Genomic DNA, 14467 nt, shown 5'->3' with positions numbered 1-14467 from the left:
GTTCGGGGTGGCGGCAACCCCGAACCTGCCCCCCCCCCCCCGCCCGCCCCCCCCTCCCGCCCCCCCCACCGCCGGTCAGTAGCGGATCCTGCGGAGGTAGTCGTAGCCGACGTCCGCCGTCTGGAGGTACGTCACGTCAGGCGTGTCGTTCTCGACGATGTACTCCTCGACCTCGTGCGCGCGGAAGATGCGCGCGAAGTCGATGAAGCCCGTGCCGAGGTCGGCGTGGCTGGTCTCCTCCGGCCCGTCGTCGTGGCGGTCCTTGACGTGGTACTGCCGCACCCGGAGGGGTGACCTGCGGATGGTGCGGATGGCGAAGTCCTCGGCCTGCCGGTTCGACAGGCCGAGGTTCACCCCGCCGGTCACGACCCAGTACAGGTCGACCTCGAGATGCACGAGGTGTGGATCGAGCTGCGAGGTGAGGACGTCCCACGGGGTGACGCCGCCTCCCAGGTCCGTCGTGAACTCGTGAGCGTGGTTGTGGTAGCCGTACCGCAGGCCGTACAGCCGTGCGAGGGCCGCCTCCTTGTTCATCTGTCGGGCCCATGTCTTCCAGTCCGCCAGCGAGTCGGACGCGAGGAACGGCACCACGACATAGCGCTGACCGAGCGTCGTCGCGTTCTGGAACTTCTCGTGCAGCGCCGCGCGGGACTCGGAGATGCCGTCGTGCGACGACGAGGCACGGATGCCGAGGTCGTCGTAGAACTCGCGCAGCTCGCGGGCCGTCCGGCCGAAGTACCCGAGCGCCTGCTCGACGCGGGGATACCCCGTCTCGGCGATGGCGCCGAGCGTCTCGTCGTAGAGACCGCCACCGAGCCCGTCCCGCACGGTCCAGAGCTGGATGCTGATCCTCCCCCGTGGGACGCGCCGCCCCCAGCGCGGGCCGTGGCCCGCCCGGGGCCTGGCGGTGGCGGAACCGGTGGCGGCGGTACCGGCCAGCGCCACCCCGGCGGCGCCGGTGAGGCTCCCCCGAAGCAGGGTGCGGCGGCTGACGCCGGACGGGTGGGAACCTCTGGTCTCGAGCGAACGCCGCAGCGCGTCGTCGCCGTCAAATCCATAACACATGTCGACTCCTCGTCGTCGAGGCAGATCGTGCAGGGCATCACAGGGTGGGGGCGCCCGGCACGGGCCGGGCACCCCCGGTGCTGGTCACTCGGCGGGCACGAGCTCCACCTCGGCGCTGCCGGTGAGGCCGGGCAGCCCGTCGACGCCAGGGTCGGTGTACTCGGCCACGAACACCCCGCGAAGGGTGTCGTTCTCCGGGTCGTGGCCGGACGGCACCGAGGTGACGATCGACCCGGTGCATCCGGACGCGGTCGTCTGCGGGTGGCCGTGGTCGTCGTGGCCGACGACGTACGTCACCTGGACCCGGGCACAGTCGACCGGCTGGTCGTCCGTGACCTCGACCTCGAAGTCCACCGTGTCGCCGAACGAGAACGACTGGCCCGCGACCGGGGCCACGAAGCTCACCTGCGGCGACTCGTTGCCGACCACGACGTCCACGTCGGCGGAGGCGTGCCGGCCGCGGTCGCGTCCCCCGACGTCCCTGACGGTCAGGGTGGCGCGGTAGACGCCGGGCTCGTCGTACGTGTGGGTGGCGTCGGGACCGCGCGCGTCGACGTCACCGTCGCCGTCGAAGTCCCAGGCGTAGCGGAGCCGGTCGCCGTCGGGGTCGGCCGTCCCCGCGCTGGTGAACTGCACCGTCAACGGCGGGAGGCCCGCCGTGACGTCGGCTCCGACGACCGGGACCGGACTGTGGTTCCCGCGGCGGCCGATGTGGTCGTACCGGGCGAGCTGCGCGTCCGGGTTCTCGGCGAAGTACCCGTCGCCGTACTCGAGGACGTAGAGCGCCCCGTTCGGGCCGAACTCCATGTCCATCGGGTTGTCGAACACGAACGACGGCAGCACCGGCTCGATGTCCGCCAGGGTGCCTCGCCGGTCGAGGTGCATGGCCTTGACGTGGTCGCGCGTCCACTCGTAGAACAGCGGGATCCCGTCGTAGTGCTCCGGCCACGCGACTGCCCGCGGCCGCAGGGTGTCCCTGCGGTCGAACTGGTACACCGGGCCGGCCATCGGCCCGATGCCGTCGTCCGGTCCCGCCGTGAGCTCCGAGAACTCGGGTGAGACGCCGTACGAGTACCAGACGTCGGGCTGCGCGACGGGTGGGAGCACGGTTCGACCGGTGTTGTACGGGGAGTCGTTGACCAGGTTCGCGCAGTCGAACGGCTCCCCGGAATCACCGGTCGCGAAGTCGTGGTCGACGTACGGCAGCTCCGGCGTCGCGCAGAACGGCCAGCCGTAGTTCGCGGGTCTGTCGACGATCGTCCACTTGCCGTGTCCCGCCGGCCCACGTGCCGGGTCGGCCTCGCCGGCGTCGGGAGAGTAGTCCCCGACGTAGACCGCGTCGGTCTCGGGGTCGACCTCGATGCGGAACGGGTTGCGCAGTCCCATCGCGTAGATCTCCGGGCGGGTGTCCGGGGCGCCGGGCCGGAACAGGTTGCCCCTCGGGACGGTGTAGCCGCCGCCGCGCCCCGGCGTGATCCGTAGCAGCTTGCCGCGCAGGTCGTCGGTGTTGGCCGACGTGCGGCGGGCGTCGAACGCGGGGTTGGTCCCGGGGGAGTCGTCGATCGGGGTGTACCCGTCCGAGAAGAACGGGTTGGTGTCGTCTCCCGTGGAGAGGATGAGGTTGCCGTAGGAGTCGAACACGATGTCGCCGCCGACGTGGCAGCAGATGCCGCGGTCGACCGGCACGTCGATGACCTGCTGCTCCGAGCCGAGGTCGATCTCGCCGGCCCGGTACTGGAACCGCGACAGGCGGATGAGTCCCTCGAACGGCGCAAAGTCCCGCGGTGTCCCGGTCAGGGCGCGTCGCCCTCGTTGACGTCCGGGGTCGCGGGGTCGTCGATCGGGGTGTCCAGCGGCGGCGAGTAGTACATGTAGATCCAGTGGTTGTCCTCGAAGTCCGGGTCGAGGGCGATGCTCTGCAGTCCTTCCTCGTCGTGCTGGTAGACGTCCAGCTGGGCGATCTGGCGGTTGACGCCCGAGCGGGCCTCGTTGAGCCAGACGGCGCCCGCCCGGGTGACGTGCAGGACGTCGTTGTTCGGCAGGACCGCGAGGTCCATCGGCTCGCCGGGCCGGTCGTTGAGCGTGACCTTCTGGAACGTGGTGTCCCGAGGTGGGTCGTCGCTCGAGGTGGCCGCCTCGCCGGTGGCCACGAACGTTGCTGTCAGCAGTGCTGCTGTCACGCCTGTCGCGACGTTGCGACCTGTCGTGCTGCGCACGGCGCCTTCTTTTTGTCTGGCGACGACCCACCGTGGGGCCCGGTGCTCATCACCGTGGTCGAGTCAGCAAGACAGCAGCATCATGTCGCGCGCGGGCAACGGTCGCGACCCGGGCGGTGCGGTCCCAGCGGACGACGTGTCGTCGGCTCGACCGCGGCGGCCGGCGGGGTCAGCGGCGCGGCAGGCGCATCCCCATGGTCAGGCCCCAGGGGTGGTGCTCCAGCGTGCGGAAGCCCAGGTGCTCGTAGAAGCCGATGGCGCGCACGTTGCGCCCGCCGACACCGAGGTGGATGCCTGGTGCGCCGGTGGCGGCGACGGCGTCGAGCGTCGCCTCGAGCACGCGGCGGCCGCGGCCTCCGCCCTGCGCCTCGGGCAGCAGGTCCACGTGCAGGTGCGCGGGGAACTCGGCGAGCCACGGGGTCTCGGTCCGGGACGGCGAGTGGATCGTGCGCAGCAGCCGCGCGTCCGGAGACTCGTCGTCCTCGGCGGGGGCGTCGTAGCGGACGCGCAGCGCCGGCCACCAGCGCTCCTCGCAGCGGCGCTCGAAGTCGGTGGTGCTCGCGGTGGCCACGCAGTAGCCGACGGCGGCACCGTCCTCTCGGCGCAGGACACGCGCGAGCTCGGGCTCGAGCTCGAGGTACGCGCCCAGGTAGACGTGGCCGAGGAGATCGCCGTCGGCGTACAGGCCGGTGGCGTCCTCGCCCGAGTCGCCCGTGCGCAGGCAGACGTCGTAGAGGCCAGCGCGGTCGGTGGGCCGGTAGGAGTCCACCGTGATCGCCGGACGGGTCCCCGCGGGCATGACGTCGTGACCGGTCTGCGGCGTGATCATGACCGTATCCTCCCCGGTCGCGCGCCTGACGTCGAACCTCGCGCGCCCCGACAGGCCGACGTCAGACGCTGAAGTACTTCGCCTCGGGGTGGTGGAAGACGAACGCGTCGGTGGACTGCTCGGGGTGCAGCTGCAGCTCGTCGGACAGGGTCACGCCCACGCGCTCGGGGCGCAGCAGCTCGACGACCTTGTGGCGGTCCTCCATCTCCGGGCACGCGGGGTAGCCGAGGGAGAACCGCGCGCCGCGGTACTGCAGCTTGAACAGGCCCTCGACGTCGGTGGGCTCCTCGCCGGCGAAGCCGAGCTCGTCGCGCACGCGGGAGTGCCAGAACTCGGCCAGCGCCTCGGTGAGCTGCACGGACAGGCCGTGCAGCTCCATGTACTCGCGGTAGGCGTTCGCCTCGAAGAGCTTCGCGGTGTGCCCCGAGACGGCGTCGCCGACGGTCACGAGCTGCACGGGCAGCACGTCGAACCGCCCGGACTCCTCGGCGAACGAGCGCGGGCGGACGAAGTCCGCCAGGCACAGGTGCCGGTCGCGGCGCTGCCGCGGGAACCGGAACCTCAGGCGCTCGGTACCCGGCTCGCCGCCGGAACCGCCGTCGGGTCCTTCGTGGTGCGCCACCACGACGTCGTCTCCCTCGGACCACACGGGGAAGTACCCGTACACGACGGTGGGATCCATGATCTGGTCGGTGCGGACCCGATCGAGCCAGGCGGCCAGCCGTGGCCGGCCCTCGGTCTCGACGAGCTCCTCGTACGACGCCCCGTCGTCCCCGCGGCCAGGCTTGAGCCCCCACTGGCCCATGAACGTGGCGCGCTCGTCGAGGAACGCGGCGTAGTCGGCGAGCTGGATGCCCTTGACGATGCGGGTGCCCCAGAACGGCGGCTCCGGCACCGGGTTGTCGGCGGCGACGTCGGAGCGCGCGGGCAGGTCCTCCGGCGCGGTCTCCGTCACGGTCACGACGCCGTGCCGGCGCTTGCGCAGCGCGGGCAGTCCCACCGACTCCGGGTCGGCGCCACGCGCGATGGCGACGAGCGGCTCCATGAGCCGCAGGCCCTCGAAGGCGTCCTTCGCGTACCGCACGGTGCCGGGGAACGCGGAGGCGAGGTCGTCCTCGACGTACGTCCGGGTCAGGGCGGCGCCGCCGAGCAGCACCGGCCAGCGCTTCTCCATGCCGCGGGAGACCAGCTCCTGGAGGTTCTCCTTCATCACGACCGTCGACTTCACGAGCAGCCCGGACATGCCGATGACGTCGGCGTCGTGCTCCTCGGCGGCCTCGATCATGGCGCTCACCGGCTGCTTGATGCCGATGTTCACCACCGTGTAGCCGTTGTTGGTGAGGATGATGTCGACGAGGTTCTTGCCGATGTCGTGCACATCGCCACGCACGGTGGCGAGCACCACGGTGCCCTTGGACCGGCCCTCGCCGCCCTCGACCTTCTCCATGTGCGGCTCGAGCAGCGCCACCGCGGTCTTCATGACCTCGGCGGACTGCAGCACGAAGGGCAGCTGCATCTGGCCGGAGCCGAACAGCTCGCCCACGACCTTCATGCCACCCAGGAGGTGGGTGTTGACGATGTCGAGGGCCTTCATGCCGGCGGCCAGCGCCTCGTCGACGTCCCCCTCGAGGCCCTTGCGCGCGCCGTCGACGATGCGGCGCTCCAGGCGCTCGCCGACGGGCAGCGCGGCGAGCTCGGCGGCACGCTGGTCGCGCAGGGCGGTGGCGTCGACGCCGGAGAACAGCTCGAGGAGGTGCGCGAGCGGGTCGTGGACGAGGTTGCCCTCGTCGTCGTACCGCCGGCGGTCCCACACCAGGTCCTCCGCGGCCTCCCACTGCTCGTCGGGGATCGCGTTGCGGGGCAGGATCTTCGCCGCGTGCACGATGGCGGAGTCCAGGCCCGCCTGCGTCGCCTCGTGCAGGAACACCGAGTTCAGCACGGTGCGGGCGGCCGGGTTGAGGCCGAACGACACGTTCGAGACGCCGAGCGTGGTGTGCACGCCGGGGTAGCGGGTGGTGATCTCGCGGATCGCCTCGATCGTCTCGATGGCGTCGCGCCGCGTCTCCTCCTGACCTGTCGCGATGGGGAAGGTCAGGGCGTCGACGATGATGTCGTCCACCCGCATGCCCCAGTCGCCCGTGAGCTGCTCGACGAGGCGGGTGGCGATGGCGACCTTGCCGTCCTTGGTGCGCGCCTGCCCCTCCTCGTCGATGGTCAGCGCGACGACGGCCGCGCCGTGCTCCTGCACGAGCGGCATGATCTTGGCGTAGCGCGAGCCGGGGCCGTCGCCGTCCTCGAAGTTCACCGAGTTCACGACGCCGCGGCCGCCGAGCAGCTCGAGCCCCGCCTGCAGCACGGCCGGCTCGGTGGAGTCGATGACCAGCGGCAGCGTGGACGCCGACGCCAGCCGCGAGACGACCTCGCGCACGTCCGCGACGCCGTCGCGCCCCACGTAGTCGACGCAGACGTCGAGCAGGTGGGCGCCGTCGCGCGTCTGCGCGCGAGCGATGTCGACGATGTCGTCCCATCGGCCCTCGAGCATCGCCTCGCGGAACGCCTTGGAGCCGTTGGCGTTGGTGCGCTCGCCGATGGCCAGGTACGACGTGTCCTGCCGCAGGTCCGTGTGCGAGTACAGGGACGCGACGCCGTTCTCGCGCTGCGGGTTCCGGTCGGGCAGCGCGCGGCCGCGCACGGCCTCGACGACCTGGCGCAGGTGCTCCGGCGTCGTGCCGCAGCAGCCGCCCACCAGGCCGAGGCCGAACTCCTGCACGAACTGCGTGTGCGCCGCGGCCAGCTCCTCGGGCGTGAGCGGGTACACGGCGCCGTGCGGCCCCAGCTCCGGCAGGCCCGCGTTGGGCATGCAGGTGACCGGGACCTCGCTGTGCCGCGCGAGGTGGCGCAGGTGCTCGCTCATCTGGTCCGGGCCGGTGGCGCAGTTCAGCCCGATCGCGTCGACGCCGATCGCCTGCAGGGCGGTGAGCGCGGCGCCGATCTCCGACCCCATGAGCATGGTGCCGGTGGTCTCGACCGTCACGGAGACGATGACCGGCGCCGACCGGCCGACCTCCGCGATCGCGTCGTGGCAGCCCGTGACCGCGGCCTTCGCCTGCAGCAGGTCCTGGCTCGTCTCGACGAGCAGCGCGTCCGCGCCGCCGTCGAGCAGGCCGGCCGCCTGCTCGGCGAACGTCGCGCGCAGGTGCGCGTACGTGGTGTGCCCCAGGCTCGGGAGCTTGGTGCCGGGGCCCATCGACCCGAGCACCCAGCGCGGGTGGTCGGCGGTCGCGAAGGCGTCGGCGCGCTCGCGAGCCAGCGCCGCCCCGGCCCGCGCGAGCTCGCGGATCCGGTCGTCGATCCCGTAGTCGGACAGGTTGGACCAGTTGGCGCCGAAGGTGTTCGTCTCGATCGCGTCGACGCCCACCTCGAGGTACTCGTCGTGCACGGCGCGGATGATGTCCGGGCGCGACACGTTGAGGATCTCGTTGCAGCCCTCGTGCCCCTCGTAGTCCTCGAGGGTGGGGTCCGCGGCCTGGATCATCGTGCCCATGGCGCCGTCGGCCACCACGACGCGCGTGCGCAGGGCCTCGCGCAGGGCGGTGGAACGGGCGTCGGCGGCGGCGGGGTCGAGCGTGGTCGTCACCCGTGCAGCGTAACGGCGCGGGGCGGGGCTCGGACGGTGCGTCCACAGCCGCGGGCGGGCCACCGAGCACGCACCCCGGGCGGGCCGCTCAGAGCAGCGGCGCGCCGTTCACGGTGAGCAGGATCGAGTACACCGACGTGGACGCCGTGACGAAGAGACGGTTGCGCTTGCGGCCGCCGAACGCGAGGTTCGAGACCTCCTCGGGCAGGTGGAGCCGCCCGAGGAGGGTGCCGTCGGGGTCGAGCACGTGCAGCGCCTCGCCGGCGGCCACCCAGACGCGGCCCGCCGTGTCGACGCGCACGCCGTCCGGGCCGCCGTCGAGCTCGGCGAACACCTCCCCGCCCGCGAGCCGGCCGCCGTCGACGGCGAAGACCCGCAGGTGCCGGCGGTGCGTGTCCGCGACGTACAGGTGCGTCCCGTCCACCGACAGCGCGAGGCCGTTGGGCCGCTCGAAGTCCGTGGCGACGGCGGTCACGTCGCCCGTGGCGGGGTCGACCCGGTAGACGTGGCAGCCGTCGATCTCCGGGTCCGCGCGCTCGCCCTCGTAGTCGGTCGTGATGCCGTACGGCGGGTCGGTGAACCACACCGCTCCGTCGGCGGACACCACTACGTCGTTCGGGCTGTTGAGCCGCCGTCCGCGCCAGCGGTCCGCGAGGACCGTCGTCGAGCCGTCGTGCTCGGTGCGCTCCACCCGGCGCGCGCCCTGCCGGCACGTCACGACGCGCCCCTGGCGGTCGATCGTGCGGCCGTTCGGGTAGCGGGCCGGTGACTCGAGGACGCTCACCGACCCGTCCGCCTCGTCCCACCGCAGCACGCGGTCGTTGGGGATGTCGCTGAACAGCAGGTACCGGCCGGCGGGCACGTACAGCGGGCCCTCCGTCCAGCGGCCACCCGTCCACAGACGTTCGAGGCGGCCGTCGCCGCGCACGGCGGCGAAGCGCTCGTCGAGGCGTTCGTAGACGGCGGGGACGGTCTCGGTCATCGCGGGCTCCGGCGGTTCGTGGTGCGTGGTCCGCGCAGGTCAGGAGGCTGCGCGGTGGCTGCACCGTGCCACACGCCGTCGCACCGCGACAACCGGCGCCGGCCGCGAAAAGCCGTGCGCGCGACGCCGCGGCCGACCTACCGTGGGCCCATGGCCAGCACCGACCTGCGCGGGTCCCTCGCCGAGCGCGCCGCCGCCCCCGCCGTGCTGCCGGCGCTGACCGCGGGCGGCCTGACCTGGCGGCCCGCGACGACCGACGACGCGCCCGCGCTCCTGGACCTGCGGAACACGATCGCCGCCGCGGACCACGAGCCCTACCGCGAGTCCCTCGCGGAGATCGTCGAGCTCCTGGGGACGCCCTGGCGCGACCTCGCGGCCGACACGGTGCTCGGCCTGGACGCCGCGGGCGCGCTGCGCGCCTACGGCGACGTCGAGACGATGCCCGGCGACACGCGGCGCGTCCGTGCGTTCCTGTGGGGCGGGGTGCACCCGGACCGCCGCGGTGAGGGCATCGGCCGGGAGGTGTTCGCCTGGCAGGAGGCGCGGGCGCGCCAGGTGCTCGCGGCCTCCGGCAAGGACGTGCCGGGACGGCTCGCGGGGTTCCTCGAGGACAACGCGCCCGCCGCGAAGGTGCGCCTGTACGAACGGGCGGGCTTCACGCCGCGGCGCTACTACTCCGACCTCGAGCGGGACCTGCGCGACCTCCGCACCCACCCGCTGCCCGTCGTCGAGCTCGGCGACGGCCTCTGGCTGGTGCCGCTCGACGACGAGCACGACGAGCCGGCCCGCCTGGCCCACAACGACGCGTTCCGCGACCACTGGGGCAGCGAGCCGCAGACGCCGGAGCAGTGGCGCAGCGGCCGGGCGACGTACGCGCCCGAGTGGTCGTTCGTCGTCGTGGACCCTGCACCGGACGTCGAGGCCCTGCTCGCCGACCCCGCCACCGACGCCGAGACCGCGGCCGCGCTGCAGGTCGGCGCTCCGCTCGTGGTCGGCTACCACGTGGGGTCGCGGTACACCGAGGACTTCGCGGTGCGCGGCCACCCGTTCGGCTACACGGACATCCTCGGCGTGCGCCGTGCGTACCGCGGGCGCAAGGTCGCGGTCGCGCTGCTCGCGGCGGGGATGCGGGCGTTCGCGGCCGACGGCATGGCGGTCGCGGCGCTCGACGTCGACACGCAGAACCCGAGCGGGGCGCACGGGCTGTACGCGAGCCTCGGGTACACGAAACGCCACGGGTCGCGGCTGCTGACGATCGAGCTCTGACCGCGCAGCGCCCGCGCGCCGTGCCGCGGCGGAGCCGGGAGGCCGGGTTTCGGCGGGAGGCCCCGGGGGGCCTAGGCTGCCGGGCGTGACCGACGTCGTTCATCACGGGCTGCTCCCGGCGCCGCCCCCGCGGCTCCTGCCCACCGTCACCTCCCGCGCGGCAGCCGTGGCACTCGCGATGCTCACCGTGCTGCACCTCGTGGCCCAGGTGGCCGAGGCCAGCACCTGGGCGCGGGTCACGCAGGTCTGCCTGATGCCGCTGCTCGCCGCGACGCTCTGGTGCGCCGCGCCCGCCCCTCGCTCGCGGCTGGTCCGCCTCGTCGTCGTCGCCCTCGGCCTGTCGTGGCTGGGGGACACGGCGCCCGCGGCGTTCGAGGGCGACGCCGCGTTCCTCGTCATGGTGGGCTTCTTCCTGCTCGCCCAGGTGGCCTACGTCGTCGCGTTCTGGCCGTCCCGGCGAGCGAGCGTCGCGCGCCGACCGGCGCTCCTCGCCCCCTACGCGCTCGCGGCCGTCGCACTCGTCGTGGCGTGCGCCCCCGGCGCGCCCGGCCCGCTGCTGGGCGCCGTGGTCGTGTACGGGGTCTGCCTGGTGGCGATGGCGGTGCTCGCCACGGGCGTGCACCCGCTGGCCGGAGCGGGCGGTGCCGTGTTCCTGGCGTCGGACGCCATGATCGCGCTGGGCGCGTTCACCGGCTGGTTCGACCCGCCCGCCTCCGGCTTCTGGGTGATGCTCACCTACGTCGCGGGTCAGGCGCTGCTGGTCGCCGGCGTGCTCGCGCGCAGCTGCAGCCAGCTGTCGGGCTCGGGGACGGGCGTGAAGCCGGCGCGCTCGTAGATGCGCCGGCCCTGGTCGGACGCGCGGAGCAGGACCCGCTTCAGCCCGAGGGACTCGATGTCGGCCAGCGCCCCCGCGACGACGGCGCGGCCCAGCCCGTGCCCGCGGTGCGCGGGGTCGACGATCACGTCCGCGAGCCAGCCGAACGTCGCGCCGTCCGTGACCAGGCGGGCGTAGGCGGCGAGGTCGCCCGTCGCGGCGAGGACGCCGTAGTTCCGCGACCCCGCCATGGCGGCGCGGTGCCGCTCGCGGGAGCGGCCGACGGCCCAGTACGCGTGCGCGGCGAGCAGCTCGTGCACCCGGTCGGCGTCGATCCGCTCGGGGGCGGTGGTGAAGGCATAACCGTCGGGCAGATGGAGGTCGGTCGGGTCGAGGTCCGGCATGGCGGCAGTGAAGCAGCCGACGTGTCGGATGTCACGCCTAATCTCGGGACATGGACATCATCCTGGTACCCGGGTTCTGGCTCGACGGATCGGCCTGGGACGACGTCGTCCCGGTGCTCACGGCGGCGGGGCACACGCCCCACGCCGTCACCCTGCCGGGCATGGAGGCGGTCGACGCCGACCGCTCCGGCATCCACCTCGCGGACCACGTGGACGCCGTCGTCGCCGCGATCGACGCCGTCCCGGGCGACGCGCCCGTCGCCCTGGTCGGGCACTCCGCGGGCGGCGGGCTCGTGTATGCGGCCTCCGACCGGCGACCCGGGCGGGTGGCCCGCGTGGTGTACGTCGACTCGGGGCCGTTCGCCGAGGGCCAGGCCGTGAACGCCGAGCTCCCGGCCGGCGTCGTCGACCACGAGCTGCCCGCGTGGGACGCGTTCGAGGAGCAGGACCTCGCCGGGCTCGACGACGACCTGCGCGCGCGGTTCCGGGCGCGCGCGATCCCGCAGCCAGGCGGCACCGTCCGCGAGGGGCACCGGCTCAGCACCGACCTGCAGCGGCTCGACGTCCCGACCACCGTCATCGCCTGCGAGATGCCCGGCGAGGTGCTGCGCGGCCTCATGGCCGAGGGGCACCCGTTCGTCGCCGAGCTTGCGCGGCTGCACGACTACGAGATCGTCGACCTGCCCACAGGGCACTGGCCGATGTTCTCGCGCCCGGCCGACCTGGGCGCGGCGGTCGTCGCCGCCGTCGCGCGCTGAGTCGCGGCGTCAGCCGATCGCCGCGACCGGCGCGGCGAGCGGCTGGCCCGAGCCGTCGCGGCGGTCGGTGCTCTCCGGCAGCTCGGCGGGCTGGCCGGCGCCGCCGACGGCGCGGGCGGGGCCCTCGCCCACCCAGGCCAGGACGAGGCCGTCCTCGCCCTTGAGGAAACGGTGCGCGCGCACCCCGCCCGTGCCGCGCCCCTTGCCGGGGTACAGCTCGTACGGCGTGACCTTGGCCGAGCCCCCGCCCGTGCCGGGCAGCGCGCCCGACGCGCCTGCCACCGTGACGACGGTGTGCAGGTCGCGGGTCGCCGCCCGTGCGACGCCGAAGAAGACGACCTGCTGGCCTGCACCGAGGCGGATGCCCGCCATGCCGGCCGCGGCCCGGCCCTGCGGGCGCACGGCGGAGGCGTCGAAGTGCAGCAGGCTCGCGTCGGAGGCGACGAAGACGAGCTCGTCGTCCTCGCCCACCGGTGCGGCGCCCACCACCCGGTCGCCGTCCTTGAGGGCGATGACGTCCCACTCGTCGCGGTTCGCGGGCACGTCGCCCGCCGCGACGCGCTTGACGACGCCGTTCGCGGTGCCGAGGGCCAGGGTGGGCGCGTCCTCGTCCAGGGAGGCCACGGCCAGCGCCGTCTCGCCGGGCGCGAGCGCGACGAGCTCGCTCACCGGGATCCCGCCCGACAGCGACGGCGGGCCGTCGACCGGGGGCAGCGCGGGCAGGTCGAGAACCGACACCCGCAGCAGGCGGCCCGCGGACGTGACGAGGCCGACGTCGCCGCGGGTGGTCGTCGCGACGTCGCCGCGCATCGCGTCGTGGGCGTGCCGGCGGCCGGCGCGCTCGAGGGGCGCGTCCGCGGCCTCGCCCGACGTGCGGGCCAGGAGTCCGGTGGCGGACAGCAGCGCCCGGGTGGGGGAGTCCGCGATCTCCAGGCTGATGGCCGGGGCCTTGCTGCGACCGTTCGTCGCCGCGGGGGCGGTGGCGCCGCCGGCGGAGTCGAGCAGCACCGTGCGGCGTGGCGTGCCGTAGGTGGAGGCGACCTCACCCATCTCGGCGCTGACGACGGCGCGCAGGCGCGCGTCGTCGGCGAGGATCTCCTGCAGCTCGGCGATCTCGCGCTCCAGCTCCGACTGCTCCTTCTCCAGCTCGATCCGGGAGAACTTGGTCAGGCGGCGCAGCTGCAGGTCGAGGATGTACGTGGCCTGGGGCTCCGACAGGTCGAACACGCCCATGAGGCGCTCGCGGGCGGCCGCGGCGTCGTCGGAGGAGCGGATGACCTGGATGACCTCGTCGATGTCGACGATGGCCAGCAGCAGGCCCTCCACCAGGTGCAGGCGCTCCTGCCGCTTGGCGAGCCGGAACGTCGACCGGCGGCGCACCACGTCGATGCGGTGCTCCACCCACACGCGCAGCAGCTCCAGCAGGCCGAGCGTGCGCGGCTGGCCGTCGACGAGGGCCACGTTGTTGATGCCGAACGAGTCCTCGAGCGGCGTGGTGCGGTACAGCTGCTCCAGCACGGCGTCCGGGTCGAAGCCGGTCTTCACCTCGACGACCAGGCGCAGGCCGTGGGTGCGGTCCGTGAGGTCCTGCACGTTCGTGACGCCCTGGATCTTCTTGGCCTTCACGCCGTCGGCGATCTTCTCGATCACCTTCTCCGGGCCGACGCCGTAGGGCAGCTCCGTCACGACGATGCCCTTGCGGCGCGGCGTGACGTTCTCGACGCGGGCCGTCGCGCGGGTGCGGAAGGTGCCGCGCCCCGTGCGGTACGCGTCGCGCACGCCGTCGAGCCCCACGATCTTGCCGCCAGAGGGCAGGTCGGGGCCGGGGACGAAGCGCATGACGTCGTCGAGCGTCGCGTCCGGGTGCGTGATGAGGTGCTGGGCCGCGGCCACGACCTCGACGAGGTTGTGGGGCGCCATGTTCGTCGCCATGCCGACGGCGATCCCGGACGAGCCGTTGACGAGCAGGTTCGGCACGGCGGACGGCAGCACGGACGGCTGCGTGAGCTTGTTGTCGTAGTTCGGGACGAAGTCGACGACGTCCTCGTCGAGCCCGGCGGTCATCGCCATCGACGGCGGGGCGAGCCGGGCCTCGGTGTACCGGGGGGCGGCCGGCCCGTCGTCGAGCGAGCCGAAGTTCCCGTGCCCGTCGACCAGGGGAAGGCGCATCGAGAAGTCCTGCGCGAGGCGCACCAGCGCGTCGTAGATCGCGGTGTCGCCGTGCGGGTGCAGCTTGCCCATGACCTCGCCGACCACGCGCGACGACTTCACGTGCGCGCGGTCGGGCCGCAGGCCCATGTCCGACATCATGTAGAGGATCCGGCGGTGCACCGGCTTCAGGCCGTCGCGGGCGTCGGGCAGCGCGCGCGAGTAGATGACGGAGTACGCGTACTCGAGGAACGACGTCTCCATCTCCGCCGCGACGTCGATGTCGACGATCTTCTCGTCGAACGGCTCGTCGGTGACGGGTGCGCTGCTGCTCTTGCGCGCCATGCG

The 14467-nt window shown here is 73.4% G+C and carries 11 protein-coding genes; 3 read left to right on the top strand and 8 right to left on the bottom strand.

Annotation, left to right across the window (positions count from 1 at the left end; genetic code table 11):
* Positions 1-75: 75 nt before the first annotated feature.
* From ACFCZN_RS06990 to ACFCZN_RS06965, 6 genes are all read right to left on the bottom strand, one after another.
* On the bottom strand, positions 76-1065 hold the full coding sequence (locus tag ACFCZN_RS06990) for a sugar phosphate isomerase/epimerase family protein (protein WP_430556282.1): 990 nt from the start codon (positions 1063-1065) through the stop codon (positions 76-78).
* Positions 1066-1149: 84 nt separating this feature from the next.
* Positions 1150-2814, bottom strand: a complete 1665-nt coding sequence (locus ACFCZN_RS06985) for a PKD domain-containing protein (protein WP_430556379.1) — start codon at positions 2812-2814, stop codon at positions 1150-1152.
* A gap of 44 nt (positions 2815-2858) precedes the next feature.
* Positions 2859-3281 (bottom strand): PQQ-dependent sugar dehydrogenase, encoded by a 423-nt coding sequence (locus ACFCZN_RS06980; RefSeq protein ID WP_430556378.1) that lies wholly within the window; start codon positions 3279-3281, stop codon positions 2859-2861.
* A gap of 169 nt (positions 3282-3450) precedes the next feature.
* A complete protein-coding gene (locus ACFCZN_RS06975) occupies positions 3451-4110 on the bottom strand; it encodes a GNAT family N-acetyltransferase (protein WP_429763751.1) in 660 nt (219 codons plus the stop codon).
* A 61-nt stretch (positions 4111-4171) separates the two neighbouring features.
* Complete coding sequence (gene metH, locus ACFCZN_RS06970) at positions 4172-7747, bottom strand: methionine synthase (RefSeq protein WP_429763750.1); 3576 nt, start codon at positions 7745-7747, stop codon at positions 4172-4174.
* Positions 7748-7835: 88 nt separating this feature from the next.
* Positions 7836-8729: an SMP-30/gluconolactonase/LRE family protein gene (locus ACFCZN_RS06965; RefSeq protein WP_430556281.1), complete on the bottom strand. Its 894-nt coding sequence runs from the start codon at positions 8727-8729 to the stop codon at positions 7836-7838.
* A gap of 150 nt (positions 8730-8879) precedes the next feature.
* Here ACFCZN_RS06965 and ACFCZN_RS06960 point away from each other — a divergent pair, with 150 nt between their 5' ends.
* Complete coding sequence (locus ACFCZN_RS06960) at positions 8880-9995, top strand: GNAT family N-acetyltransferase (RefSeq protein ID WP_430556280.1); 1116 nt, start codon at positions 8880-8882, stop codon at positions 9993-9995.
* Between the two features lie 85 nt (positions 9996-10080).
* A complete protein-coding gene (locus ACFCZN_RS06955) occupies positions 10081-10830 on the top strand; it encodes a lysoplasmalogenase (protein ID WP_429763747.1) in 750 nt (249 codons plus the stop codon).
* Here the strand turns inward: ACFCZN_RS06955 and ACFCZN_RS06950 are convergent.
* Positions 10743-11213, bottom strand: coding sequence for a GNAT family N-acetyltransferase (locus tag ACFCZN_RS06950; protein WP_429763745.1), 471 nt, complete (start codon positions 11211-11213; stop codon positions 10743-10745). The two genes, ACFCZN_RS06955 and ACFCZN_RS06950, sit on opposite strands and share 88 nt — an antisense overlap.
* Positions 11214-11263: 50 nt before the next feature.
* On the opposite strand from ACFCZN_RS06950, the gene ACFCZN_RS06945 reads away from it, so the two are divergent.
* Positions 11264-11971: an alpha/beta fold hydrolase gene (locus ACFCZN_RS06945; protein WP_429763744.1), complete on the top strand. Its 708-nt coding sequence runs from the start codon at positions 11264-11266 to the stop codon at positions 11969-11971.
* A 9-nt stretch (positions 11972-11980) separates the two neighbouring features.
* Here the strand turns inward: ACFCZN_RS06945 and ACFCZN_RS06940 are convergent, their stop codons facing one another.
* The gene (locus ACFCZN_RS06940; RefSeq protein WP_430556279.1) at positions 11981-14464 is read right to left on the bottom strand and encodes a DNA topoisomerase (ATP-hydrolyzing) subunit A; all 2484 of its coding nucleotides are present in this window, start codon (positions 14462-14464) and stop codon (positions 11981-11983) included.
* Positions 14465-14467 lie beyond the last annotated feature (3 nt).

It is taken from the genome of Isoptericola sp. NPDC056134 (assembly GCF_042264825.1).
Taxonomy (GTDB): Bacteria; Actinomycetota; Actinomycetes; order Actinomycetales; family Cellulomonadaceae; genus Isoptericola; species Isoptericola nanjingensis.
The sequence above is the reverse complement of the archived record's forward strand: the minus strand, read 5'-3'. Positions and strand labels throughout refer to the sequence as shown.

Excerpts from the sequence above, each read along its gene's own strand:
- ACFCZN_RS06975 (WP_429763751.1), bottom strand. The coding sequence starts at position 4,110 with ATGATCACGCCGCAGACCGGTCACGACGTCATGCCCGCGGGGACCCGT.
- ACFCZN_RS06940 (WP_430556279.1), bottom strand. The coding sequence starts at position 14,464 with ATGGCGCGCAAGAGCAGCAGCGCACCCGTCACCGACGAGCCGTTCGAC.
- ACFCZN_RS06945 (WP_429763744.1), top strand. The coding sequence starts at position 11,264 with ATGGACATCATCCTGGTACCCGGGTTCTGGCTCGACGGATCGGCCTGG.
- ACFCZN_RS06990 (WP_430556282.1), bottom strand. The coding sequence starts at position 1,065 with ATGTGTTATGGATTTGACGGCGACGACGCGCTGCGGCGTTCGCTCGAG.
- ACFCZN_RS06960 (WP_430556280.1), top strand. The coding sequence starts at position 8,880 with ATGGCCAGCACCGACCTGCGCGGGTCCCTCGCCGAGCGCGCCGCCGCC.
- ACFCZN_RS06965 (WP_430556281.1), bottom strand. The coding sequence starts at position 8,729 with ATGACCGAGACCGTCCCCGCCGTCTACGAACGCCTCGACGAGCGCTTC.
- ACFCZN_RS06950 (WP_429763745.1), bottom strand. The coding sequence starts at position 11,213 with ATGCCGGACCTCGACCCGACCGACCTCCATCTGCCCGACGGTTATGCC.